The 25,625-nt window shown below is 59.3% G+C and carries 19 protein-coding genes and 1 pseudogene; 2 read left to right on the top strand and 18 right to left on the bottom strand.

Features of this window, described 5'->3' with window-relative positions:
* Window positions 1–95 precede the first annotated feature (95 nt).
* Window positions 96–803 (bottom strand): annotated as a pseudogene (locus tag CMO28_RS03960) (CBASS oligonucleotide cyclase); the annotation flags it as partial.
* 200 nt (window positions 804–1,003) lie between these two features.
* Between CMO28_RS03960 and CMO28_RS03955 the strand changes: the two are divergent.
* Window positions 1,004–2,068: an XRE family transcriptional regulator gene (locus CMO28_RS03955; protein WP_296709935.1), complete on the top strand. Its 1,065-nt coding sequence runs from the start codon at window positions 1,004–1,006 to the stop codon at window positions 2,066–2,068.
* A gap of 3 nt (window positions 2,069–2,071) precedes the next feature.
* Entirely contained in the window at window positions 2,072–2,566 is a 495-nt protein-coding gene (locus tag CMO28_RS03950) for a hypothetical protein (RefSeq protein ID WP_296709932.1), read from the top strand.
* Window positions 2,567–3,353: 787 nt separating this feature from the next.
* Here CMO28_RS03950 and CMO28_RS03945 read toward each other — a convergent pair.
* The 17 genes from CMO28_RS03945 to CMO28_RS03875 form a co-directional block, all read right to left on the bottom strand.
* Entirely contained in the window at window positions 3,354–3,875 is a 522-nt protein-coding gene (locus CMO28_RS03945; RefSeq protein WP_296709929.1) for a thermonuclease family protein, read from the bottom strand.
* Complete coding sequence (locus CMO28_RS03940) at window positions 3,872–4,225, bottom strand: hypothetical protein (RefSeq protein ID WP_296709926.1); 354 nt, start codon at window positions 4,223–4,225, stop codon at window positions 3,872–3,874. Before CMO28_RS03940 ends, CMO28_RS03945 begins: the two co-directional genes overlap by 4 nt.
* 5 nt (window positions 4,226–4,230) lie before the next feature.
* On the bottom strand, window positions 4,231–7,185 hold the full coding sequence (locus tag CMO28_RS03935; RefSeq protein ID WP_296709921.1) for a conjugal transfer protein TraG N-terminal domain-containing protein: 2,955 nt from the start codon (window positions 7,183–7,185) through the stop codon (window positions 4,231–4,233).
* A 12-nt stretch (window positions 7,186–7,197) separates the two neighbouring features.
* On the bottom strand, window positions 7,198–8,544 hold the full coding sequence (locus CMO28_RS03930; RefSeq protein WP_296709918.1) for a conjugal transfer protein TraH: 1,347 nt from the start codon (window positions 8,542–8,544) through the stop codon (window positions 7,198–7,200).
* A 35-nt stretch (window positions 8,545–8,579) separates the two neighbouring features.
* The gene (gene traF / locus CMO28_RS03925; protein ID WP_296709915.1) at window positions 8,580–9,542 is read right to left on the bottom strand and encodes a conjugal transfer protein TraF; all 963 of its coding nucleotides are present in this window, start codon (window positions 9,540–9,542) and stop codon (window positions 8,580–8,582) included.
* A 5-nt stretch (window positions 9,543–9,547) separates the two neighbouring features.
* Window positions 9,548–15,043 (bottom strand): DUF4165 domain-containing protein, encoded by a 5,496-nt coding sequence (locus tag CMO28_RS03920; protein ID WP_296709912.1) that lies wholly within the window; start codon window positions 15,041–15,043, stop codon window positions 9,548–9,550.
* Between the two features lie 80 nt (window positions 15,044–15,123).
* Window positions 15,124–15,552, bottom strand: coding sequence for a hypothetical protein (locus CMO28_RS03915; protein ID WP_296709908.1), 429 nt, complete (start codon window positions 15,550–15,552; stop codon window positions 15,124–15,126).
* On the bottom strand, window positions 15,549–15,869 hold the full coding sequence (locus CMO28_RS29880; protein WP_416370957.1) for a TraV family lipoprotein: 321 nt from the start codon (window positions 15,867–15,869) through the stop codon (window positions 15,549–15,551). Before CMO28_RS29880 ends, CMO28_RS03915 begins: the two co-directional genes overlap by 4 nt.
* 319 nt (window positions 15,870–16,188) lie before the next feature.
* On the bottom strand, window positions 16,189–17,595 hold the full coding sequence (locus tag CMO28_RS03910; protein ID WP_296709905.1) for a TrbI/VirB10 family protein: 1,407 nt from the start codon (window positions 17,593–17,595) through the stop codon (window positions 16,189–16,191).
* A gap of 11 nt (window positions 17,596–17,606) precedes the next feature.
* Complete coding sequence (locus CMO28_RS03905; RefSeq protein WP_296709902.1) at window positions 17,607–18,494, bottom strand: TraK domain-containing protein; 888 nt, start codon at window positions 18,492–18,494, stop codon at window positions 17,607–17,609.
* The gene (locus CMO28_RS03900) at window positions 18,494–19,066 is read right to left on the bottom strand and encodes a TraE/TraK family type IV conjugative transfer system protein (protein WP_296709897.1); all 573 of its coding nucleotides are present in this window, start codon (window positions 19,064–19,066) and stop codon (window positions 18,494–18,496) included. The genes CMO28_RS03905 and CMO28_RS03900 overlap by 1 nt, the downstream gene beginning before the upstream one ends.
* A complete protein-coding gene (traL, locus tag CMO28_RS29875; RefSeq protein WP_416370956.1) occupies window positions 19,063–19,344 on the bottom strand; it encodes a type IV conjugative transfer system protein TraL in 282 nt (93 codons plus the stop codon). Before traL ends, CMO28_RS03900 begins: the two co-directional genes overlap by 4 nt.
* A 13-nt stretch (window positions 19,345–19,357) precedes the next feature.
* On the bottom strand, window positions 19,358–20,038 hold the full coding sequence (locus tag CMO28_RS03895) for a DUF4400 domain-containing protein (protein WP_296709892.1): 681 nt from the start codon (window positions 20,036–20,038) through the stop codon (window positions 19,358–19,360).
* Window positions 20,019–20,558, bottom strand: a complete 540-nt coding sequence (locus CMO28_RS03890) for a hypothetical protein (RefSeq protein ID WP_296709889.1) — start codon at window positions 20,556–20,558, stop codon at window positions 20,019–20,021. The genes CMO28_RS03895 and CMO28_RS03890 overlap by 20 nt, the downstream gene beginning before the upstream one ends.
* Window positions 20,555–22,336 carry a conjugative transfer system coupling protein TraD gene (traD, locus tag CMO28_RS03885; protein WP_296709886.1) on the bottom strand — a complete coding sequence of 594 codons (1,782 nt, stop codon included), beginning with the start codon at window positions 22,334–22,336 and terminating at the stop codon, window positions 20,555–20,557. Before traD ends, CMO28_RS03890 begins: the two co-directional genes overlap by 4 nt.
* A gap of 71 nt (window positions 22,337–22,407) precedes the next feature.
* Window positions 22,408–24,375: a MobH family relaxase gene (gene mobH, locus CMO28_RS03880; protein WP_296709882.1), complete on the bottom strand. Its 1,968-nt coding sequence runs from the start codon at window positions 24,373–24,375 to the stop codon at window positions 22,408–22,410.
* Between the two features lie 392 nt (window positions 24,376–24,767).
* The gene (locus tag CMO28_RS03875; RefSeq protein WP_296709880.1) at window positions 24,768–25,325 is read right to left on the bottom strand and encodes a FlhC family transcriptional regulator; all 558 of its coding nucleotides are present in this window, start codon (window positions 25,323–25,325) and stop codon (window positions 24,768–24,770) included.
* Window positions 25,326–25,625 lie beyond the last annotated feature (300 nt).

The raw sequence follows: 25,625 nt of genomic DNA, 5'->3' as shown, positions 1-25,625 counted from the left end.
GTTTCCGTCGTCCACATTCTGTCCGCTCCCATTTCCTCTGGCGCGGCATAGAATCACAACGGATTCACCGGATTCAATAACCTTCCGGACGGGCTCTTAAGACCGGATTGAGCGATGTAGAGCAGGAAGTTACGGAAGCGTTGTTCAATGCTGCCTTCCTTGCCCTGGGTAGCCAATACATGCGCCATGATCAACTCGATAACGAACGATTTGAGCGGCCTGATCTCCGCGTAGTTGCGCCATTTCTTGGCCATGCGAACCAGTGTGCGGAAATCGCCGTCCTGGTTCTTCCGGTCGCGCACAAACTGGATTTGGCATGGCGCGCAGGTCTGGATTTTCGGGCCGCCGTGAATGTCAAACTGCCAGCCATACCCCGGCCGGGCCTCGTCCTCGATCACCGGCACGATATCGACGCTCAATCCCGTGCCCACGAACGTCACGGTTGCGGCCTTGCGCTGGATCTCGAAATCCTCCACCGACTTGTTCGGGTATATCTTGATGAGCAAATCGTAAATCGTCGCGCTCAGACTACCGAGTGTTTCTGCTCTCGCGTCGCGGCCGGCAATGTAAAATACCACATCGACATCGACGGGATCGTAGGTCGTCTTGCGGAGGATCGTGAATTTCGCGAAGGATCCGGCCTTCACGACTTTAGTGATCTTGATCTCCTTCTTATCCCTGACGCGCTTCCGTAGTTCGTCGATCAATCGATCGACCTGTGCGTGATATTCCTTGCGCTTGTCTGCAGGCAGACGAAGCACGTTGCTGTCATAGTAGCGAAGCTCGGTATTCGTGAGAGTCATGGGTGCTCCTGCCGGCCTGACGGGATCGATACGATCGGGACAGGCCGGCCCCGCATCGACGCGAAACGGTTTACAAACGTGCCAAATGCACGACAACTTTATTCCAGATGGTCGCTCATTATCTGCGTTTCAAGAGGTTGCGGTTTACAAACACGGACCAAAATCCTAAATTGGAAACCAGATAATGCTAGGAGGCCGCCGTGATCGGAAACAAACTCAGGGTCGCTCGGTCGGCGTCGGGCCTCTCGCTGCGCGCGCTCGCAGATGCGATGGACGGGGTGGTGTCGGCCCAGGCAATCGGTAAATACGAGCGCAACGAGGACATGCCAAGTTCCCGCGTCCTGATCGCGCTCGCGAAGGCCCTTCACGTCTCCGAAGAGTATCTCCTGAGCGAGGAAGAAATTTCGCTTGAAGGCGTGGATTTCCGCAAAAGAGTGGGAACGTCGTCAAGGGAAGCAGCCGCACTGGAGGCTCGCGCGATTCATATGTTGGAGCGCTACCTCTCCGTCGAGGATCTTCTCCACATGCGAAGCGTAGAATGGGAGCAACCGCGCAGCGCGCCACATCCGGTCGCCGATGTCCGCGATGCGGAAGATGCTGCCCGCTCGGTTCGCGAAGACTGGGGGCTTGGCAACGATCCGATCCCCCTGCTCGCGGAGCTTCTCGAGGAGCGCGGGATCAAAGTCCTCTCGCTGGATCTGGACAATGTCGATGGTCTCGCTGCCAAGGTGAGGCGCAAGGAGCGCGATGCTGCGCGTGTCATCGTCATCAAGCGGAGTACGTGGTCCGAGCGCAAAAGGTTCAACCTGGCGCACGAACTCGGCCATATGGTCATCGCTCCCTCGGAAGGGGTTGATGAAGAGAAGGCCGCACATCGGTTCGCCGGCGCCTTCCTGATGCCGGCCGATGTTCTGCGCGCCGAAATCGGCGCACATCGGTCGTCGATCAGCATCGGCGAACTGGTCGCCATGAAAAAGCGCTTCGGTGTGAGCGTGCAGGCGTTGGCTTATCGGTGTAAGGATCTTGGCATTATTAGTCAGCCGGCATGTGCGCGCCTGTTCAAGATATTCGCCGAACGCGGATGGCGCACGGCACCCTATGAGGAGCCGGAAAGCATGCCTCCTGAAGTTGAGGAGCCCCGGCGTTTCGAGCGCCTTTGCTATCGGGCACTAGCAGAAGGGATCATTGGCGAATCGCGGGCTGCCGAACTTCTTGGCATTTCCGTGCGGGAACTCGACAAGCGACTGGATCAGGTGGCGGTTTAATCTGTGCCCATTCTCGTCTCGGACACATCCGTCGTGATTGACCTAGAAAGAGCGTCCCTGCTTGAGGAGATGTTCCTTCTGCCATACGAGTTCGCGGTGCCTGACCTGCTGTATGACAGAGAGCTTGCCGGTCCCCTCGGCGAGCGCCTGGTCCGCCTTGGCTTGCGGATAGAAGAACTCACCCCCGTCGAGCTGCGGCGCGCGACCATTATCAACCGTCAATACCGTCGGCTCTCTGTTCCCGATACCTTCGCATTCGCCATCGCCGAGTCAAGGGAATGGGGACTATTAACCGGCGACGGCACACTCCGTGAACTGGCTGTTGCCGAGCATCTCGATATGCACGGCGTACTATGGATGTTCGACCAACTTGCGGACGGCAATCATGTGGGCTTCGAACGCTTGCACGGTGGCTTGAGCACCCTGTTCGCGCACCCCAGATGCCGGCTACCTGCAACCGAGGTGCGACGGCGGCTGATGCGCTTCGCTGGGGGCTAGGAGGCTCTCCAGGAAAAAGAGTGGACGGCGTCAGCTAGCCATGATTCCCTACGGCATGAATAAGAATTTCTGCTACTGGAACGGGGATCAAGGTTAGCTGCTACCGTCGTCGCTGCATCCTAGCAGGAAAGCGGCTCCTATTCATCACATAGCTAGAGGACAATTTAAATGCATATAAATAGTGATATGCAGCGTCACATTGGTGAACTATTCGTTTTCACAAAGAAGGTCGCCACGGAGATCCGGATGCATAGTGCCTATGCCGATATTCACTGGATAACTTGGCAAAACCAACCTCACCGATCCTACGACGTAATGTGGTTGTCTGATATTATTTTAGATCTTCACAGCTTGGGAGAACATTTAATAAATGATGATGTGGGCGGAGTCATGCAATCATGTGAAATACTGATTAGCATGTACGAAAGTTATCTAAGTCCGCATCGTCACTATGGACTTAAGAGTCAACCCAAAGAAACCCTAGACCGGTATACAAACAAATTTCACCTGGAAGACTGCATAAACACATTGCGCGCGATACACCGTATTGCTTCAGCACAAGTTCATGAAAAGGCTATGCGGTCAGCGAACGAACACGATGCGGACGACCGAAGCCTGCCGGGTTCCTGAGCAGCCTAGGCTGAGATACTCGAACGACCAGACGGGTCAATAATTGCCGCCGAACGAACAGCTGATTCCACCTGCAAAGCCCAACAGCCGATGGGCCACAGTCAATTGACAGGTCGCCAATAGCGGGCCCAGCCGATGCGAGGCCTTGCTCGGACGCTTATTGAGGCCGGCTCTGACGCCGATACTCCCACGGCATCGTGAACCGCCCAGCCCAAAGCCCACGACCAGCCGCCTGCGCCGAGGCTTGATCGGCCACATAGTCTCGGCTGTAGTTCACATAGGCCACCGCCATCCCGTCAGCGACCATGCGCCTGTTGATGTCGTAGCCATTGACCAGGCACCGGCCGACCACTCTGCCATAGCGGTCTTGATCCAAGACATCACAGACCACCGTCTGCCCACTAACGAGTGAGCGCAGCCACTGCGTGGCCTCACGCCCGCAGGCCCATCGCCGCTGCATCTCATCCAAACAGGATTGCTTAGTTTCAGGCGCATCTATCCCGTACAGACGGATCCGTGTGCCATCTACGCTGAGCGTGTCACCGTCAATCACACGTGCACTGCCCGTGATCTGTTCTGCTGCGGCGCAGCCTGACCACGGCACCATCAACAGACACAACAAGCTGAACCGGACCCAGGGGCGGACCATCTGCCTCAAGAAAAAAGAGGGGTAGCTCACGCGCCACCCCCCTTTACCCCAATGTCCTCGCGGCCGAGCTGCGGCTCGCGTCTGACTGTCACATCCTCTGCCGGCGGTGGATCCGAGCGATGCTCACCATGGCGCTTCCTGAACGCTCGACCAATCGAACGCCCCAGGAGGCGATAGAGGTCGATCGTCATCTGCGCCTGACCAACAACGCCCAGAATTATGGCAACAGGCGCGCTCACAATGGCGAACACGATCAGCGCCGTGAATCCGTACAGCATCACGATGCCGAAGACGTCTGCAAACCCCCGAATAATGAAGGCAAGCACTCTTGCGCATAACACAATAACTGGTACCAAGATTTCATGCCAAATGTACTCCATTTACCTCACTCCTTTTTCGCGAGATCGTCAGCACCCTTCTCTATTTCATTACTTGTATCGTGAAGTATATTCGTCGCGCGGCCCATCACTCGCGCCCCTACGGTCGAATCGCCGATCATGCCCCGACCACCTTCTTGATATAGATTAGCAGCTTCTCTCTGTTGGGCAAAACTACCGGTTGTCGGTGATGTGCCGCTCTCGGCCTCCATCCTTCGCCGTGCGTCGTCGGCGAAGCGTTCGTCCATCCGCGGCATGTCTGGGCTGTTTCCAGACGTGTAAGCATCTGCTGCTTCTGCCACCTGGTCGGGTCGAAGCGTACCAGCTCCAGCCAGCCCGCCATACCGTGACTCCGTTGCACCTCGGATCCTATCCGCTTCGGAATGGATCGCACCGAATTGCGGCGCATCGGGCGCCGGACTATCCAGCGTAGGCCGCGCACCCATCCCAACCCCAGGCAGCGCCTGACCTATCACGCCACTCAGTGCGGTGACTGCGTTCGCCTGGACGTCCGTGCTCAAAGAGGCCCGGCCGAGGTTCTGGAGGTACAGGAGCTTGGCAGCCGTTTCCGCCTGCGCGTCGCTCATACTGCCGCGCAGGTTCGGATTCCTGACCAGGTCGCGCGCCACATCGTCCAGCGCCGGCTGTGCAGGATCACCGATCGCGACGACCGCTCGATCGAGCGCTTGGCGTGCCTCGGGCGCATTCAGGACTTTGCCGGCGAGGTCCGCCACATCCATGCGCTTACCGCTGCTGAAGGTAGACGAGAAGGCCTCCGCGCGCTGCAACGCCTCACTGCGCTCGCGCATCTCGCTGGCAGACTGGCTAACAGCTTCCTGGTGCGATGCGCCAAAGGTACTGGTCAGCTGCTGGCCCGCGCTCGAGTTCAGATCATAGGCCATTGCTTCCCCGAGCTGGACATTCTCTCCGCTAGACAATGCCCGGCTCGCCTCGTCGGCGAGCGTGTTCGCAACAGTGCTGCCGATCTTATCCGTATTTTGTGCCGCAACACTCCCCGACACGCTGAGAATATTCATTGCTGCCAAAGCGCGTTTACCTTCTTCCGTCTGGAAGAAGGCTTCCGACTTCCCTCGTGATGCCACACCGGCGGCCAATTTTGTGAGTAGTCCTGTGCCGGCGTTCGCAGCGATAGTCGCAGCTGTGGCGTCGTTGATCGCCTTCTCGTCGGTGATGCCACGACTTTCCGCGATACGCTCCACTTGGCTCCGCACTGTCTGCCAAGTACGACTCGAATCGCTCATGAAGGTGTTGCCATAGGCGCGCGTGAAGCCGCTGCTGTCAGCCACGGATCTCGAATCAGACATCGCATGCTGCAGTGACGTCGCCAGGCCCTGGCTCGCGCGGAGAGCCTCCTGTTCCTGCACAGCTGTCGAACGAGACGCAGCGTAGCCAACCTCGATCTCCGGCATCGCCGAGCCCACATTCGTGCGCGAGACCACGCCGAAGGCGTTCTGCGTGAAGGGCGTCTCGGAGGCTACCATCGGCGTGCCGGCGGTCAGTGCAGGTGCCGAACGCTGCTCGTCATAGTGATCCGCCGACTGCATACGGCCCGCCAGGGCAGACGTCGCGATCGCACCACCGGTGACCAGGGTCAGTGCGAGCATGGGCGTTGCCGCCATCAGCATGTCGGTGACTGCCATTTGATCTGCCAGACGCCCTTCAAACTGCATCACCCCCAGCAGTGACGTCAGCGGAAGCAGCTCCACATCCTCAAGACCACTGATCACGCCTCCCATCGCGTTGGCTGAATACAGCCGAATAATGGCGATCGTCGGATACCAGAGGTTAATCCAAAGATAGAGAATAAAGTACTTAGGCAACAGTCTCTGGCCACTCGGTCCAAGTGCGAGCAAAAATGGCACGAAAAGAGTTGCTGCGAACGCGAACATCTCGACGAACGTGATAATAAAATCCATCGAGTTCGTAAACATACTTCGCTCAGCTGCCCACTGGGCATTTCTCTGGCGGATCGCATCTCGAATGGCTTCTGCCTCGGTAAAATGCATCTCCTGCATGTACCGTTGAGCGGCACCTTCGTGATAGACGTTGGCGAGAAGCGTCGCGAGAACAAATGAATCAGGATCGATGTCCCGTGCGAAACCCAGCCTCGTGAAGCTCTGCAGGGCCGCCGCCACGAGTGCCTGTGCTTCAGGACCTGCCCCAGTGCTACTGAAGCCAAGCAACGGAGCCAAGCGCTGCTCATAGTACGCCGGAAGGAACTCCGTGCGGGTGAATGTCGCCAGCTCCTGCCAAGCGTCTCGACACGACATGATCGCGGCCCCTCCTGTGGCCGCGTCTGTGCCATACATGACGTGGTCGAAGCGCAGCGCCTCCAGCGGATCTGCCATGCTTTGCAGGTTCGTCAGCGATCGAGCACCACTGCCATCATCGCTCACCGCCCGCGTTATCATGGACGTTGTGCAATCCTGGACATAGCGCGTCCACCCATCCCAGAACGAGAGCCCCGGCACAGGCTCGTTGGATGCGCCAAGCGCCGCGCGACCATAAGACGTGAGCGCGACGGTCCGGAGAACGGCCATTGGGTTATCGACCTCTCCATCGGTAATCCCTGGTACCCCAAAAGCCGTCTCAAGCTCCCTGGTCAGATAAAGGCCCACCGCACTCATGATCGCACCGGTGGCTGCTACACCAACCGGAACATTCGCAACCTGTCGCACCTCACCTGTACGAACGCTTTCGAGGGTGATCGTCGTCGTCGGTGCGAACGCGACCATATACAAGATGAAACCGGCGAATAGTCCCCACAATGGACGACCGACATCCATGCTCGCCACGGCTTGCCAGCCCGCGAAGATCAGGCCAACAAGAAAGCCTACCGCGACAACACCCCTCATCGTCCCGCTGGTGAACACCATCGCAAGAGCGTTGAACACGTCAGCAAGAGACCCAACATCACCGAGTACTATGATGTCAAAACCCATGACATGAGCCCCTTATTGACGGCCATAATTGGAGAGGCTCAGAGTTGGCACCGCTTCATACTGAGATATTAGCCTCAACTTATCAATTTGTGCGTAGAATGGCCCCAGCTGTGTGGAACGTTGTGTATACTCTGCATTAAGACGATTTTCAGCGGCGTTCAGAACTTGGCGCGCTTGTTCTGCATCGGCGCCCGTCACACTGGCCAATGCGACTCTGGCAGCCCTCAGATTGCCACTGAGCACCGAGAATGCCAGCTCGTTCGCCAAGACGGGCATCGCTCGTGCAACAATATCATCAATGGTCGCCGATGGACGTTTGGTTGCTTGAACCAGTAGCCCTGATAGTGCGCCATCAAGCCCCGCCCAAACGGCTACGTCTTCATCACGGGGACGGTAATTGTATCTGTAAGCCCCCAAATACCCAGTACCTTCTGAATAGCTGCCAAGAGCGGTTGCAACAATTTCGTTGAAGCCTCGGAGGCGCACTTCTGTTTTGCCACTCATCGTGAGGCAGCCGTTTTCACTCCGATCTCCATCACAGGTCTGGATGGAAAATGTTCCTCCATACGCGAGATCGGCAAGTGTAATACCACCCCCATCAATGATTGTAATATCCTGCTTGGAGGATCCATCGCCCGCATCGGATGGTGGTCCGACAATAACGGTGCCCGTCACATTCAGAATCGCCATAAGAAGATCGTCACCACCATAGGTGTACCACGATCCAACATTTGCCTTCTTCAGGGCACGCCACACGACATTTCCCTGGATGCGTTCTGCTGCTTTCTGTGGGGCCGCCTCCACCGCCTTCTGTGCCGGTGCCTTACCATCGGCCTGCGTCCATCCCTGGAAAAAATCCGACACGCCACCTTCGATGGTCGCCACGATGCCTGCCTCGGACGCCTTCTGCGACGTTACGGCCGAGACGGCATCGTTAACGATTCCCTTCGCGAGCTGGCAGCTGTTGGCAAAATGTTGGTTCAGTTCCTGCAATTTCTTCTGCAGTGTCTCGAAAATCGCGAGACACTGCGGACAGGCCGCACCGAGTGCCAGGTTGAAGGCATAGCCTTGCGCATTCGCAGCCACACTACGAGCCAGCTGCACGAACTGCTCCCCGTTGATGAACGAGAAGCTGCCTGCGTAGAGGTCGATACCGCCACAGCCCGCCCTGAAGCTGGGCGGGCTGAATGTCACAAGCTGTTCATTCATGATCCTGTTGCGGACAGCAACCTGTCCGCCGAAGACCCCCCCTCGCCGGGCTGTATCCACCACTGCCGGTGGCGTCACATTGCCGAGCTGGCCGAAAAGCCCGTCCATCTCCTGCTGAAGGCCGGCCTGGGCCGGCACACCGGCGGCCATGCAGATAGCCACGACCACAACCCCACCCCAGCGCATCACTCGTCGCTCCACTGAGAAATTGCTGCAACGACGGCATCCACATCATCAGGCTCTCCAAGAGCCTCCAGCTGAGCAGCCATTGTCGTCATGTCGACGGGCAATGCCGGCCGAACCGCACGCGCGGACACGACCTCCTGCTGTGTCAGCAACCCCAACTCACCGCCGGCCTCGATCAGGCGCATCTGGAGCACGTCTTGAGCCACAGGCCCATGGGAGATAACTGAGATCCCCCCATAGCGGCTGGCAAACAACGTCGTGGGCGCCACCTCGACACCGAGCGCGCGCGCCTGGCCCCCATCGCGAACCGACAGAACACCCCAGTCCGGCACATCGTCGGTCAAACTGATCGCTCTGATACCGATACCAATGCGCGCCTGAAAACTCTTCAGAATGCCCAGCTGCTGAACGCATGGGCGGCACGCAGCCCCCTCGTGGAACATCCACAACTCGCCCTCATCAGCGAGCTTCACACTCAGGGCATCCCTAGCGACCGCTGCGTCGATATCCATCGAACTCGAGAAGGCCGGCATGGTCGGCCGACGCACGTTCTCGTCCAGGCGCGGATCCTCCTGGACCACCTTCGCTGTCGCCAGCGCAAAATGCTCGGCTCGATCGAGCATCAGGCGCGTCAGATATCTCTCCGCACGAACGTTCTCAGGTGTCGGATCGTCAATCGCCCGATCGCGCACCTTCGGGTAAAACTCGCGCAGCCAAGCGGTCGAGAATGCCGGCGGCCCCGCAGCCTTGGCCGGTTCCTCAGCCTGGTTGGTGACCAGGGGCGGCTCAGGCTCGGGCACCACAAGAATCGGTTCCTCCTCCTCCACCACGGGTGGTTCGAGATAGAAGAACCAGCCACGTCGCGCGGCGTAATCGCTGGCCCACGCTGACGGAACGGCAGCGGTCAGGCTCAGCCCGACCGCTGCCAGAAAAGACCGATGTCCTCGACTCAAGCAGGTCATCGGCCTCACCTACCCCTGGTTCTGGTGGCGCTCACGACGTTGCTCGCAACGCCGGCGTCATCAAGGGCGTAGACCTCGATGAGATCGGCCGTCGTGGTATCCGTCACGGACAGCAGTGGCCCGCCTCTGCGCTCAACACCGTCAAGCAGCCACCTATAGCCAGCGATATAGCCATCCTCGTCTGTACACTCGGCTCGGTAAATCACCGCGCGTGAGGCCTCGACCGCATTCAGCGTGCAAACCGGTGCCTGGTTCGGCGGCACCGATACTTCCACCGCCTTGGTGACGGTCCAGCCATATCGGGTTGTCGCCACCACCTCGACAGCCGTAACGCCCGCATCGAGCGTCACGGTAGCATAGCTCCCACGGTCATCAACGGTCGAACCGTTGATCGCAAAAGAGTAATCCTCAACGCGGTCTCGGGGATGCCCGCCGGCGACCTTCGGTTTGATAAGCACCTCATAGGGTGCCCTGAAATACTTCGTCATCGGACGCAGCTCGATATCGAGTGCGATCTCCGGCGGCCTTTCAGCGATGATGACGGTTTCAAGCTCAGCGCGATTGCCGCGCGCGTCCGTCGCCACCACCTTGATCGGATACGTGCCAGCAGCCGGAATCTCGATCATCTGCTGTGTCGAATACGCACGCACCACACGCACCCCCGGCGGCAACTCCCACTGTGTCTGGAAATCGTCGAGCGTCCGAACGGACTTGCTACTGACGACGCTTACTGTGACGGTTGAGGGTGCATACGGTACACGTTGCTGCACACGCAGGGAGAGGTCGGGCCACACATACTGCCAGACGCGAATTTGACGGCTCATCCTGGTCTCTGTCCCAGGCTTCCCGTCGATCCAAGCGGTATAGGTCACGACCGGCGTGGTCGCCAGATCCGCTACCGACGGCGTCCAGCTGGCTTCCAGGCCGTCTACGACGGTCCCGTCAGGCAGGGTGAACTGCCCCCGCAACCGGTCCCGAAACTCGGCATAGGCCACTGACAAAGTGGCCTTAAGGGTATAGGCACGCCCCGCCTCGGGATAACTGGGCACAGACAGTCGAACACGGGGACCGGTCACCCGCAGGAAGGACAGCGAATGCGACCGGCGCTTCCAGGCAAGGTCATCCGCGGTCCCCGCATCTCCGCTCCTGGCTTCCATGAGCACGTTCAGACGGGTGGCTTCTTCGCGGGTGATCTCGATTGAGGCCCCATCGATCCAACTCTTGCCTCTATCGAGGCTCCAGCGGACCTGAACGTCCGTGGCGGCGCCATCCTTCATGGATGGCTTCAGCGTGACCGACTCGCCGGCAAAGACCCGCGAGGGTCCATCCACCTCGATATCGAGAGCCGGATAGGCATGCACCGCCACATACTCAGTCGAGGTCGCCACCCCCGACCAACGGTTGGTAATCCTGGCTCTGACGAAGTAATCGCCGGCATCGAACCTGCGGCTCAGCCGACGGCCCTTCGCGTTCGGGATAAGCTCCCAGGCCTGCCCACCATCCGTCGACACTTCCCACGACACATCCCCGGCCGCTCGCGCCATATCCGCCGACACGGACAGACTGAATGCCGCGGACAGCGGCGCTTCGCCAGAGAGGTTCCGTCCTTCCACGGCCCCATCGACCGGGGATCCGTTCACAATGGCGACGGAAATGCCCCGAGTACTCATCACTCTGGCAGTCGGCAGTCCATCCGGCACGATCAGCTCCGCCTCGGCCCCGACACGCAATGTGCTTGTCGACACCGTGGCCAGATCAAGCGCAAAAGCCGCCTCAGCACCGCCAGCCACTTCGACATAATCTGTCAGCGGCACCGATTCGGTGCGCGAGACCACGTTGACCAAGCGGATCCGCCAGTTGCCCAGATAATCCGGGGAGACCACGTCCCTATTGCGGGAATCGCGCATGAAGACACGCACGGGCAGCGGTTCGGTGTCGACAGCATTGCCCGATTGGACCTCAATTTCCGGCGCCACCGTTTCCGGCGGCACTGCGAAAGTTTCGATGTCCAGGGTCGTTTCCATTTCCGGCAGCGCCGCATAGCGCGCTTTGGCCTTAATCAAGGCACGCTCCAGAAGCGGAGCGGCCCGTGCATTCAGGCGGCTGCGAGCGACTGTCTCTCGCCATTCAGTGCCTGCCGCTGTGGTAGTGTCCGTCGCACCGTCCGGATAGGTGACATCGACCACCAGATCACCAGCTGGCACAGTGGCAATCAAATCGCCGACATACCCACCTTGCGCCGGCACGGTCTGCGGCCCGCTCACGACATCGCCGCGACGCTCGAGCGTCAGCTCGGGCGCAGGCGGGGTCTGGACCATGATGCTGGCCGCCTGATCGGCGATCAACGTCTCGGCCCCGTTCGGGCCGAGCACGGACACTGACCACCCGATCTCATGCTCGCCCACCGACCCGACTGTCCCTTCAAGCGCCGGCTGACTGCCCCGCGTCACCGCTCTGACGCCCTCGGGCAGCGTTGACCAGGTCCAAATACAGGCGATCTGTCCGCGATCAGCCACTGCTCGCGCTGACAGGCGATCCGCTTCCAGATAGAGGGGACAGTCCGCACCGCTTTCCTGGCGAACCCCCGTCTCCACCCTTTCAATAGTCCGGAGGATCGGGGAGGACAGATCATCGAGCGCCCACGAAGCGGCGCCGGCGGCCGGATCGATCACCAGAGGAGCCGAAATGGTGGTCCATGGAATTTGACTACCGCCGCTGAACATGCTGATCCGCGCGCTCACAGCGAAGTCGCCCGCTTCCGCAGCGCGCCCAGCGACCGTGAACCCGTTGCTCCCGGTTACCGCGAGGCCGGATGGTAGGGTCTCCCATTCGACGAGGCAGGTCGCATCCTCGCCGAGCGGATCAGCTTCGGCAGCGACCGTGGCGCTATTCGTCAACTGGCATCGGGATCCTGCCAGCGAGACTGCAGACACCGACACCTGGTCCACGATCTGGGTGGCGGATGCTGTGCCCTGAAGTTGGACCGACGGCACCCAAAAGCGCACCGTCGTCACCAGGATCGGGGCACCAGGCGCTCCCGTCGAAAGGAGAAGATGCGCCACACCGGCGCCGACTTCTGCGGCTGCCACTGGAAGCTGGATGCGGCCGCCGGCCATGCCGAAATCATAGGCTCCGAGATCGACAGTCTCTCCAGGCGCAATGATATGGCCGCGCACTGCGACCGGGATGGTCGAATCAGAACGCAGTGTCGCACGCAACCCATAGATGCCGGACAGCGGGTCGCCTGACGACATCACGAAAAGCGCAGACTCGAAGGGCCATCGACCATCGGGGCGCTGAAATGCGTGCACCATGCCCGGGAGCCACAACCCGTCACCAGCATCGATCAGGTCGACCTGCGGCGGAGCGAACCCGAACTGAACAGATGACGACCCCACATGTCCGTCGGCGTCGGTGGCGGTGATCGACAGAACATATCGCCCATCCTCCGTGGTCGGCCACAGAACGGGGTACTCCGGCACCCAGCGCTCTCCGGCCTGAACCAGAGGGAGGACCACATCCTCATTCGCAGGCCCACCTCTCAGCCGCAGGCTCGCGGTCGCGATCGGGTTCGTATCAAGGATCTGCGCCGAAAACTGCGCAAAATCCTGCACCATGCCGCCCGTATAGGGAACATCGCCATAGAGGATGTTCACAACGGGCGCTTCCCGATCAAGAATGAGGTCCTCCGTCCGCTCGGCGGCGTTGCCGACGCTGTCACGAGCACGAACCACGAGATTCCAGGCGCCATCAGGCGCGGCACTCAGCGGCAGAACGGCCTCGTAGACAACATCACCGACGGACGTCGACAGAACTTCAGCTGATTCGAACGCCACCTCCCCGTCAGGCCGCTTGAACGCGATCTGAACACGGTGAGACGCTGACCCCACATATGCAGGATAGTGTGTATCCGTCTCGTGAAGCGTCACGATGAGATCGTCCGTCTCCTGCCGATACCGCCAGCCGACAATTTCAGGCGCATGCATATCCATGCGCACGTTGAAAGCTGACCCGCCACGCGCCGACAGGAGGCGGTCCTCTGTAGCCAGGGTCACGCCGCCATCGCTGCGGCGATAACCGTTCCCGGGATCTGCCCAGAGGTACCCGATTTCCATCACACAGCTGGTCTGACCAGCCGGGATGGTGCACTCAGCAGAAGGGGAACTGGTGATCGCGAACTGATCGTACGGCCGTGGCTCGGCTTGAATGCGAGCACGCACCATCGTCTGCGGCCCCGTATTGCTGGTCAGCCAGCGCGATGACGTGGTCCAGCCGATATCTGACCACTCGACTTCCACTTTCGTAATATTCGGGGACTGGACCGCTGTCGGATCCAGGTCGATGTCATAATACAGATATCCTATCAGCCAGTGCTTGGATCGATTAATCCCTGCATAGCCGCTCCACCCTCCAGAGCGATAAGAGCCGCTCACGATCTTGTAGGCCCATGCCCCGTCGACATAGTCCGGCGTTTCGCCAGTGCCTGTCAGGACAGCACCTGAATAGGCACCGACCTTGTAGGGATAGGGCTGGGATGGACCTGGGGCATATTCGATCGGGTACCTGACCACGATCTTCACCGGATTGGTGTCGCTGGTCACGCCAGCGACATATGGTTTGAACCCATCGAACAACGGTCCCGCGGCTGGCAAAAAATTCTCGTCGCTCCGTCCGTCATAGACAGCGACGATCTCTGCGCCAGGCCCTTTGGCGATCCAGTACAACGGTTGGGTGAAGGTCGCGCGGTTACCGGCCTTGTCCACAACAGTGAACATCGCCTTGTATTCCCCATCTTCATCAGGGAAATACGTTGTGTTTACGGAGTGGGCGTTGCCATTGCCAATCTGCGCAGATCGGCTGGCGGCATCGTACTTCGCGGCAGTCTCGCGCACCACCACGCCCGATCGTGTCGCTGTGAACTTGACCTCGTCGATGCCGCTGGCGTCGGCCAGGTCATGCAGTTTCAGGGCCTGCGCCTCAAAAGACGACGCGACCCAGGCTGATGCGCCGGCACAGGGTGCGATGCGATTGCCGGTCCAAGTCCCGAGCAATTCGAAACATCCAGCGGTTGGCGGCGATGTATCAACGCTCCAGGCCTGGATGGCCTCGTCAATCACGGTGGTACCATCGGCAGCCAGAATCCGCGAGATCAGGCGATACTCACCATCTGGCGGCGCGGGGAAAGTCAGCGTCTTCGCATAATGGTCAAGGCCACCGACCGTTATCCGATCGGTGGCGCTGATCACGCTACTGGTCGCCGAGGCAAGTGTTGCGCCATCGGTGGTGCGCAGCTCGATCGCCACTCGTCGCTCCACCCCGGCGGACACGATGGCGGAGACAGTGCCAGTCGGATTGCTGAACTGGGCGGATCCTACTTGTTGACGATCGGCGCCTGACGCGTCCCGATAGCGCAGTTCCAGCAAATCCGCTTGCGCCTCACCAGCAAACAACGCCAAGCAAACGCCACCCGCCAATGCTGCCGAACGCCACCGCATCGCCATCGCTCCATCTCACCATCTTGATAAATCGATGGGCGGCGGTAGGTCAGCACCGCCGCCCCACAGGCAACGTGATCAGCCCATCACATCGGCGGCATCGACATCCCGCTGAAAATGGCAGGGACATATGCCGAGGCTGAAATGGTCGCAGTAAAGAACGTCTCCAAAATGTCGGGGACGAAGAGCAAAGCGATGCTCATTCCGCCCGTCGCCATCAGGCCGCCGAGGTGATGCTTCACAGCGCAAACTGCCGCGACGCCGATCAGGGACATGAGCGTGAGCATCCGACCAAGAGTGCCGGTCACCCACCCGGTGAGCAGGGCGGTGATCTCATTGAACTCCTCCCCACCCGTCCCTGCGTGCGCCGCGTCCGGCATTGTTGCGACAGCAATCGCTGCGACGGCAAGCGCCACATACAGCGGACGGATGTTCCGGCGCACCTTCGGGGTCGGGGACACTTCACAGCCCCGGTCCCGGGTGCCGTCAAAATTTTCGATGGTCAACGTGGTCATCGGTGCTTCCTCAACGGAGAGAAAATGGCTCCTTGTTCAGAGGCACCCACATTCCCGACTTGCCACCGCCGCGGCTCGACTTCCACGAGCAGCGACCCACCCAGGTGTAGATCGCCCGCATCGGACTCCCACGGCGCCACCCAGATCCGCATCACGACGGGCTGACTCCGAAAGGGTACGACGTTGACAACCTCGGCCGGCACGGGTTCGATGACCGTGACGGCCGGCGCTGCTGTGGCAACAGGAGCTGCCACATTTACAATAGGCGCTCCCGCAACAGGCAGTGACTGAGACGGGCCATTGGTCGCCTCATACATCTCCCTGACCGGGAGGCAAGAGCCCTTCATGTGCTCATCTTCGCACGCGAAGTTCTCTTCTCCCACAGCAAATGCGCACCCACTTAGGGCGAAAATGACCATGGCAACTGCAAGTTTCATGGGTACCTCCTGAGTGAGCTTAGCGCCCAAATCACGGCAAAACTTCCGCTGATTTTGCTGATCGGCGCGAACAAATGATGTTTCAAACGAATGAAACACACGTATTGGTTTATTATTTCTCCGATAAATACGCCAATCAGACGGTTCGCGAGGAAAGGTGCCTCCTTCCTTCGCGTCGCATTATGTGAATGTTTTCTTACTAATTACGGGACCCGTCCCCCCGGGGAACGACCCCGCGGACTATGCTCTCCGCGGACGCTGCGGCGGACGCTGCAGTCGGCTGCAATGTCGCTGATTGAGTCTTCCCGGATCGGCTGACATTCCAGCCGCTGACGAGGATGAAGTCGATCAGCTGCCCAGCGTTGACCTCAATGACCGGGTACATGCCTTCCGCCATGGTCATGTAATAGTCAGCGATGCGCTCAAGCGCTTCACCCGTCCCCGTCATTGTCGCGGAGGTCACAGAATCCGCCGACAGAACGCGCTGATAAGCCACCGTGTCACGGTCAGATACCGAGAGGCTCGGCACAGGTACCCGCGTAAACGCCTTCGCGACGCCATCAGCGAAGCCAGCCATGAGCGCCTTCGCAATCAGCTGTCCCTGCTTGGTGACCAGCCGTCCCGACACACCATGCTTGCCGTCCTTGCCCGTGGCAACGGCTTGGATGCTCGCTTCCATGACGGTCTCGTCCGTCGCGATGCACGAGATCTTGTCTGCCCTCAGATAGGCTCGCTCCGTAGACAAGTCCCCGTATCCGGAGAGGATTACAAAACACTCCCTGAAATCCGCCCGAAACCGATTCGGCAGGATCGACAAATCCTTCACTCGTGCGACGACGGGATGCGGATTCTGCCGCGCCCCCTCGCCGGTTGGTGCATCGAGCCCGCTCAGCAACACGGCTGAAAAAATCGACCCGACCGGAATGATAACGTCGGGGGCGTCCGGCGCTTCCGCCACCGGTAGCGGCTCCGGCCGGATGAGGCGCACGGAGCCGCTCGTCAGCGCCTCGCGCGAGGTACCAGGCGCCGGCGGCCGATTTGTACCCGCCGCCGGCACCGGTCCACGCGCAAACAGGTTCGCGTCGATCTCGGGCGCGGTCGACGCGGTCGCCGTCGGGGAACCCGTTGCACCAGCAGACCAGGATTGCCTTCCCCCTGGTTCAGGGATCACGGCGGGCGCCGACGCAGCGGCCTTCACCTGGGAATCGAAGGCAGCCTGCAGCTGCTCCAGTTTCTCTTCCAGCACGCGGTTCCGGTCATGGACCTCTTTGAACCGTCGGTCGACTGCATCAGGTGAAATCACGGCAGCTTTGCGATTGGCGTCCGACCGGAATCCCTCGACTGCGGCTGCCAGCTTTTCATTCTGTTCCGTCAGCGCCTTCATCCGCGCTGACATGTCCTCGATCGTAAGTTCACGAGGATCGCGTGCGGTCAGCACGCTTTTGATATCCTGGTCACGCCGGCTTGGCCGAGGCGGTGGATCGCCACTCATCAACACGATGACGGCGATGATCGCTGCCCCACTCCCGCCCAGCACAGCTACCATCGCGGCCCGCTTGGCTCCTGGGCTTAGCTGGTCCCACTTTTGTTGCAGACGCTCTCGCATCGTCGTCTCCTTCACCGGCCGATCAGGCTAGGCCGCTGAGCGGCTGCCGGTTCGCTCGGATGTGCCGCCACGATGAACACCTCGACCTTTTCGTGCGGCTGCAAGACCGCATGCGGCCAGTAGGCAACAGCCTTCACACCGGTCGCAGCGCACCAGCTCTCTTCAAGCGCTATCAAATCGGCGGCTGCCGAGGCTGTCGCAACGACAACGTATTCATCCATCGCACCAGCGAACACCTGGGCCTGGGTAAAGTCGAATGTCGCAGACACACCCTCCGGCGCCGCGCACAACGGAAGCGTTCCCGGCCGCGGCAGCAGGTCATAGCCTGCCGGTACACGGGCCAGAGCCAAGTCTACAAATGTCGATCGGATCATCTCGACATAGTCGCTTTCCCTGCCCTGCGTCGGCGTATCCGTCCGAGGGCGAGGGATGACGACATCAGAGGGGAACCGGATCACGTAATTCGCGGGCGGCCTGGGCTGAGGCACCAGCGTCAAAGAGAAAGCCAGCTGGTCCGCACCATCCGGCGCGACGAACATCGAGATTGGCGCATCCGTCTTGGGCGCGATGTAAATCGTACTCCCGACGATTTGGGTCTGTTCGCCCGACGCTGTTGCGATGAACGGGCGATCAAATGGAAGCGAAATCCGGTTGATGTGATCCAATGCCACGGCTATGCCAATGGCGGCGCCGGGCCTGATCGTGATCTCGGGTCCTTGCGCGAGTGCAAAATCGGCATCCGCCTGCTTCACTTCAGCGCGGGCATTTTCCAGTACATGGGCTGGGACAACCGGCATCTCCCAAGGAGCGGCCCCGCCTTCGCTCGCCTGAGCCGAAGCAGCAACACCCGCGCCCAGGCATGCCAGAGTGACGAATGCTGATCGGGTAAAGCCAGCCATCAGTTGACATCCTTCATAACGCGTCCATTCCGAACCTCGAACTCCGTCACTGTGGGACGACCTTGCACGATCTTCAGATGAAACACGTAGGTCCGCATGGTCGTGGTCTCTGCTCCCCCCGGGCTCACAATCGTATGCTGCCCCGTGACCTCGAATATCGATGACCCTGCTTTGCTTTCTATCCGCGCAGGTCGGAAGACTGTCGTCACACGTGATCGACGAATACCATCTATCTCCTCATGGACACTTCCGATAAGTCGCGGGTACAGATCCGACGAAAGAAAAGGACCAATGGCCTCCTCGATCATTCCCATGTTCGCTGGCGTAACGTTGCCAAGGATGCTTGCCAGATACAGCGCCCACGACTGGTAGTAGGCACTGTTGGCTGCATTCACACTGACCTCGAACCGTTCCGGCACCTCCGGCGGGACAAGCACAACAGTGGTCTTTCTGGACATAGCCGCCACGCCGAATATTAAGTTTGAAAGCGATAGCGCTATGACCCCGATCATGAGAAAGCGGTTCATAGCGCGGGTACCGCGCCAAGTATCCATGAAAAGCGACAGCTTCATGGCAGCCACCGGCGGGCAAAGGCATTACTACATGCCTTGGAATTCAGGGATGCGAATCCCACCCAATAGGCGAGGTGAAGAAGATATCCATCAGGACGCCCGGTTCGAAATCGCCGGTAGACCATGCCGATACCGACCCCAAGTGCTATGCCTATGAGCGGTAGATTCGCGGCAATACCCAGCACAAATGCTAGGCCGACCATGCCAAACTCGTCCGCTGGCCATAGCAGTAGGTATGGCGGTTCGTCGACATGCGCAGGCACTTTGACCGTTTCCATTTTCAACTCTCCCTCAGATCTGTCGCTGCATGTACCGGACGGTCAGGTGGAACCCCACAAGTCCCATAGACATGATCCCCAAGACAAACAATGGAGAAACCGCAATAGGGATAAACAAGGCGAATGCCATGATTACGAACAGCATGTATATGAGACGATAGCCGCTACGATGCCGAATCGGCGACGAGTACCTGAACGCGTGACGCCTGATGGCCCAGGATGTGTAGCCGTCAAAACCCGCACCGATTACAAGGCCGATCAAAGCCGGAACCCACACAAGATACGCGGCCAGCCTTCTACACACGCCGTACGCGCCTAAGAAGAAGACGTAGAGACGATCTCGAACGACGGGCATCAATTTATCCCGCATGTTGTGCAAGCCATCCTTCGCATCATATTCTTCTGTACTCGGGAGAAAGGTTGCGTAAACCCGCTCCCTGAGGCCGGTTTTCTCGAATATGTGATCATAGAGGGCATACCCTGCCCCATCGATCCAGTCGGCTGCTTCGACCCCCACCTGGTCGATCGCGATCTGACGTTCATCATCCAGGAGAGCAACCGCCACTCCATGCGGAACGAAAGCGATGACCAGAATGACCTCGAGCACAACAAACGCCCACAGCCAGCCCCAGACACCCGACGGGCTCTCTGCGTCCGCCACGCGCTGTGGGAGACTAGCGGTACGCTTGCGCATCGCGCATGACCTCCACTTCCCGATCTCCACACACTGTTGCCGTCAGTCGGGCCAGTGCGTGAATACTGTCCCAGTCGCAGGCCTCTTGTATGCGCAGGTTTCCCGGGTGCTGCCGTGCCCACATCGCAAAGCTGGTTGCGCAATCTAGGGTCCACTCGTCGCCGTCGGGCGACACCACACTTATGTGAGCCAGCTCAGAAACGACACACCGCAGCGCCGCTTCGAGTGACGCCGCGACCCGCAGAAAATCGAAATCCAATGGCTCCATTCCGGCGGAGATGGCTTTGTGCCACGCTTGCCACACCACAGGCTTCGACTGATCGCTATAACAAGCAAACTCTAGCGAGACATGATCATGGATCGCCCGGAACACATGGCGTAACCTCGGATACATGAAAAACATCGCATCCGCAGCCGAACGGTCTCGTTTATAAGTTTTTTTGTAATCTGCGAAGGACTCATCGAATCCCTTTTCGAGATTTCTCCGGAAAATGAAGGTCGGCATTTCGACTATGTTCATGAGCCTTTACCTCCAATAAGAATTGGAGACCTCAATTTCCACACCGCTCCACCCGCCATGCGTATAAACGACTCAAGCGGCGGGAGAATACCGAGCACATTAGGCGGCACCAGTTCTGTATCCTCGCTGATCATTCGCTCGCTTGAGCCGCCAGAATATTCCGACCACTCACCTTTGTCCGAAATGGCGAAGGCTTTTTCCACCGCATCCACTTTTGTGGATCGCAATCCTTCGCAGATATACTGTTGACTCTCGTTATCGAGAATCTTCAGTGCGATAATGGTGCCAACGTTCGCCAGCACCTGTCTTGCCCTGGCCTCATCGCCCAACCGCGCCGTGAAATCCGCGATCGTCTGAGTCGCGAGCGTGACGGACACGCGCGCGCCCCGCCCTTTATTAAGCAGCTGGATGAGCGGCTCATTGATCACTTCAGCAGCTTCATCAACCACGAGGTTGATACGCCGCTCCAGTGATTGCCGTTCCTGCTCTTCCCAGGCCTCCAAGGAGGCACGGCGATTGAGATCCGCCAGGCGATTGTATCTGTCGCCGGCAACTGCGGTCAGATCAGCGAGGAGGAGTGAACCGATCGCTGAACCGACAATGGGATCTGAGAGCGCATCCAACCCCACCCAGAGGACAAGCTTGTCAGTGATAACCTGCTGCATGTCCAAGATCGGGCGAGCATCATCGTGATCCAGCCGATCAGGCGACAGAAGCTCATCAAGAGGCGACGAGGTGAGCATGGCGAGCACCGGGGCCAGACTTGCCACCATCTTGCTGAAGTGCACCCGATCGTGCTCGAACTGCGAGATAACGCCTTCAAGCTCCGGGCTGCCTTTGACCGAAGCAATCCTCTTGCGGTAGGCGGCAATCACATGGAATACCAGCGGCAACTGCTTTCCAGCGGCTTTCCTCTGGTGCTGGATCTCCTCCTCCAGCACATCGCCAAGCTCCTGCTTCATGGCATAGGATCTGATGGCAGCCACCACCAGCTCCTCGACGCCGCCATCGAATTGACCGCGGATGGTCGTCAGGCTCGGTTGATCGCCAGCCATCAGCATCGCAGCGATCACATTGACCAGCGCTAGGTGCGCGTAAGCCTTAAATGGGTCCCCTGACGCGCCTGTGGAAATCAGCGCAGCAATGCGGCTTGCCAGCTCAGTGGGTCGACCAAAACTTCTTAGCGGATCGAGCCGGACGCTATGGGTCGGCATTGCTGGATGAAACTGCAGGAAAGCATCGGGGCGCCCGCTCGCGGCACATGCACGCCGAGCGGTGGCTGCCAGATCCCGGTCGCCCTTCGGATCAATGATGATGACCGGCTCCTGCCGGAAGATAGCTTGCGTGACCAGCAAGTCTAAAATCCGCGTTTTACCGGATCCCGTGGTTCCGACGAGGCATGTATGGACATCGATCGCCGAGATGGGCAGGCGCACGTGTCCTTCCGAGGGCTCTAACCCGTGGATCCAACGCGCTCCCCCCGCCGCATAACCTCCCACGACGTCACTCGACGCACCGAGGAGTTCGTCGGCCAGCTGCCGATGCTCCTGCGCCCATTCATACCCCCAACCGAGCCACACCGAGTCGCGCGAGGTCCGACGGTTTAATTCCCCGATATCAATGAAGCTCAGCGGACGACCGCGCAGCAGACGCCTCCGGGCCCGCAGGCGCGCAATGCCGCCCCCCGCACGAACAAGGCCGAAACTCAGACACAATCCCGCAGCAATGGCAAACGGGGCGTCTGGCAGAGGCGATAGCAACATGCCGATGCCTGTCACGCTTGCACCGGCCGCCCAACCGCCAGCGGCGGTCCACTCGTGGATGGGCCGAAGCGTCTGTTGAAACGATCTCATGCGACTACAACCGAGTAATTCTTGCGATCGATCCTAGCGACCATCGGCAAGGCTGCTATCCAGCGCCTCACAGCGGCACCCCATGCTGATTCATCACCAGCATCTGGCGGTTCGAGATAGACGAGGCCTTCGGCCTGCAGGACGCTAGCAGCTGCGTCCAACTGCGCGAGCGAGTACCTTTCAGGCTCGCCATCATTCGTTCGAGCACGCGGCCCTTGTGAAACTTCCCGCTTCGGTGGCTTCGGTTGATGCTCACTATGATCTCGATGAGGCACTGTGGAAGGCTGCGAGCCAACTGGGATGGTTGCCACTGGCACAGCGTTCTGGGGCTGTTTAACAGTCCCCTTGTTCAGTTCCTCAGCCGCATGAGGAGTCAGTTGCAACCAGCGTTTATCATTCAACACGATTGGAATGACGCCGGGCGCAGCGGGAATGACATGACCGCTTTGCACCAGGGATTCCGCAAGCCGGAGAAATCTCGGGCCCGCTTCAGCATTAGTTTGGGATACCCCTCTCAGAGCATCCGGATAAGCCACCAGAGTCATGCCATCCTGGACCCGACAGAGCCCGTCAGTCGGCGTCGTCTGGACATGTGCCAGAAGCTGATGCCACGTTTCAGAGCCTTCCTGATCAGGAGCCCGCTCCTCGGAAACGATCGTCTTGGCGTCCCTGCCATCATCGTCGGGATCGACGCCCGGCTCGCCCTTAGCAGAAACAGGCTCCGTCGCTTCTACGCCATCAGGTCGGATCCGACCTTCGACAGGCATGACTGCCATCTGCTGGCCTAGCCACAAACCAGGCTCGCGCAGCTCGATCGCGCTTAGCCACAGAAGCCGCTTCCGGCCATCATTCAACAGATTCGGCGCGAGCCACCAGCGCCGCCGATCACCGCCCGGCTCATCGTGTGTGACCAGCTCACCGTGGTCGGCCAGAAGCTGCAATAGCTCCTCCGGCGAACGGGGCGCCGCCGGCACATTACCTGCCCTCAGCCAGCCGAGGATGTCTTGGGCACCATCACGCCACGCGAGGAAGACGCGCTCTGGTTCAGACGGTTCCCGCATGACCCACACCCTCGCCCCTGGACGATTCTGGCTCCAGCTGCGCCGTACGAGATCCCGTACAGCTTCTCTGACGTAGCCAAGGACCGGGACGGCTGTACCACGCATTTCGACTTCCGCATGCGCGAGACGTTCACGCCTCACACTTTCGGCGTCCGCGTCACGGAGCACCGCACGGGTGCGATCGTCGAGATGGTCATGGGAGCCGGACAAAGCATGAAAAAGTGTACGAAACGGCACATCGGAATATCGACGCAGATACGCCAACAGCGACGGCGCAAAAATATCTTTGAAGAACACCGCGCCAAGCTTCTCATGGTGCCCTCCCCGTCTGCCGCGCCATGCGAGGAAGTACCGAGACGCCGTGCACTCAGACGCCCACGCCATCAGCCCGCCTTTCAGCGGATCCCAGCGGCAGCCAGGCTCCCGGCCATCCACCGCCGTCACGACGTAATCGGTCAGCGGTTTCGCCGCATCGTGGGTCAGTGCACCCAGGGTGATCGCCACCCTGTAGGCCTGCACCTCACGATTGCGATCCTCAGGAGCGCCAGACGTTGGCCATTGCTGGCTCGACGCCATGCGTGCCGCGTATGTAGCGACTTCGATGCTGTGATCGATCAGTCCGCCGACGTACCGATGGTGATGCGATTCACTTGCCGGCAGGGTGCCGACGAATTCGGCAAATTTGCGAATTGCCGGCAAAACTATAAGGCTGAATGCCTCTTCGCTCATGCCCAATGCCGAGCGCATACTTGAAATATTAGATCGATGCTTCCCGATCGATTTTTCTACGTCTACTACGGGTATACCCCGGTGAAAGGGCGGAAACATCTCAAACGATTCGTCTTCTTCGACGAATTTCGCTTGCACACCAGCCTGCTTTCTGAAATTTCTTGGGAAGTACATGGTTTATCCCGGTGCTTGTTACCGGGACCAGTATAAGGATCGATCCGAATGAAAACTTCCGCCGGTTTTGTTGATCCGCGCAGGTTTTGGACTGTTATTCTCTTCTTGACATTTTGCGGTGGATGTGAATCGCACACCGATCGAACCGCCTCGATGCAGACGCCTGACCGTCGCCATCTGCTTCTACGACCTGATGCAGTCGCCTGGCAGTCAACAGCGCTCTCGATTCCCTCAACATGGGCCGGCGTGACATACTTGTCTGGCCCTGCTCATGTCATGGTACTGCCCCCTACCCTGCCCAGTGCACTATCTGAGAACAATTCCGCGATCATGCCGACGGGAAATGGGCCACGCATTCTGTACCCAGCTGAATGAAAGCTGAATGAGAGCAGCTATCTTGATCGGCGCCCTGTTTGCCGACCGCGCCCTTGTGCAGCGGTTTCGGCTGCCTTCTTCAGGGCCCTGCACACAGGGCATCTTTCCCGTTTGTGCTCAACGGGCTGGACGAACGCGCCATCACACTCCTCACAATATAAGCGACACAATCGGCCGCCGTCGCGCACCTCTCTCAGCAAAAGAAAAGATAGATTGACATCAAGCTGTGGCTTACCCAACCCAGGCGCCGCCTCCATCACAGCGGTTTTAGCCACATGGGCGTCGAAAATATCTTTTAGGTGTATGGCCTGGTGCGGATCCCTCCGGATGAGCAGATACATACGGTAGAATATCGTCATTTCTGCAAGGGATGCCGATTCCATGAGCCCCTTCACGGACAATCGCACCGGACCTGCGGTAGGGAAAACGCGCTGCAGCTGGTGATATGTGGCTGCTGTCTGGGCGGCCACCACAGGTCGGATGAATCCCATCGCGCGATAGGTCATCAAAAGACGTAGATCTTGCTCGAATGCCATCTTCGGCCGACCTCCCTTGCGTTTCGCGATCTCGGTCATTTTTCGTAACCGCCTCTGAGCGCGGCCAGATTAAGCCGCGTACCGTCATCGTCCACAAAGTCGCCAAAAGGCACCTTCGTGGTCATGAGGAAGACTTTGGACTTCCGAGCAAATTCTTTCAGTTCAGAGTATGTCACATCTTTTAACCAGGCAGCTTCTGCCTGCCTCAACCCCAGCATCGCATGCGCGATGTCAGATGACCTCAGAGTCCGTCCGAGAAGTTATCTATGATTTCCGGCTCCTTGCGATTCTCCGCATCATGATCCGGATCATGGCGAGGCGGAGGAATGCCAAAGCCAT

The organism is Tistrella sp. (genome assembly GCF_002684955.1).
GTDB lineage: Bacteria > Pseudomonadota > Alphaproteobacteria > Tistrellales > Tistrellaceae > Tistrella > Tistrella mobilis.
Note: the sequence above shows the minus strand (reverse complement) of the source record. Positions and strands in the feature narration are given on the sequence as shown.

Coding starts and splice junctions, on each gene's coding strand:
- CMO28_RS03940 (WP_296709926.1), bottom strand. CDS start 4,225: ATGGAGTACATTTGGCATGAAATCTTGGTACCAGTTATTGTGTTATGC.
- CMO28_RS03935 (WP_296709921.1), bottom strand. CDS start 7,185: ATGGGTTTTGACATCATAGTACTCGGTGATGTTGGGTCTCTTGCTGAC.
- CMO28_RS03930 (WP_296709918.1), bottom strand. CDS start 8,544: ATGGCCGCCGGTGTGCCGGCCCAGGCCGGCCTTCAGCAGGAGATGGAC.
- traF (WP_296709915.1), bottom strand. CDS start 9,542: ATGACCTGCTTGAGTCGAGGACATCGGTCTTTTCTGGCAGCGGTCGGG.
- CMO28_RS03920 (WP_296709912.1), bottom strand. CDS start 15,043: ATGGCGATGCGGTGGCGTTCGGCAGCATTGGCGGGTGGCGTTTGCTTG.
- CMO28_RS03915 (WP_296709908.1), bottom strand. CDS start 15,552: ATGACCACGTTGACCATCGAAAATTTTGACGGCACCCGGGACCGGGGC.
- CMO28_RS29880 (WP_416370957.1), bottom strand. CDS start 15,869: ATGTATGAGGCGACCAATGGCCCGTCTCAGTCACTGCCTGTTGCGGGA.
- CMO28_RS03910 (WP_296709905.1), bottom strand. CDS start 17,595: ATGCGAGAGCGTCTGCAACAAAAGTGGGACCAGCTAAGCCCAGGAGCC.
- CMO28_RS03905 (WP_296709902.1), bottom strand. CDS start 18,494: ATGGCTGGCTTTACCCGATCAGCATTCGTCACTCTGGCATGCCTGGGC.
- CMO28_RS03900 (WP_296709897.1), bottom strand. CDS start 19,066: ATGAAGCTGTCGCTTTTCATGGATACTTGGCGCGGTACCCGCGCTATG.
- traL (WP_416370956.1), bottom strand. CDS start 19,344: ATGGAAACGGTCAAAGTGCCTGCGCATGTCGACGAACCGCCATACCTA.
- CMO28_RS03895 (WP_296709892.1), bottom strand. CDS start 20,038: ATGCGCAAGCGTACCGCTAGTCTCCCACAGCGCGTGGCGGACGCAGAG.
- CMO28_RS03890 (WP_296709889.1), bottom strand. CDS start 20,558: ATGAACATAGTCGAAATGCCGACCTTCATTTTCCGGAGAAATCTCGAA.
- mobH (WP_296709882.1), bottom strand. CDS start 24,375: ATGTACTTCCCAAGAAATTTCAGAAAGCAGGCTGGTGTGCAAGCGAAA.
- CMO28_RS03875 (WP_296709880.1), bottom strand. CDS start 25,325: ATGACCGAGATCGCGAAACGCAAGGGAGGTCGGCCGAAGATGGCATTC.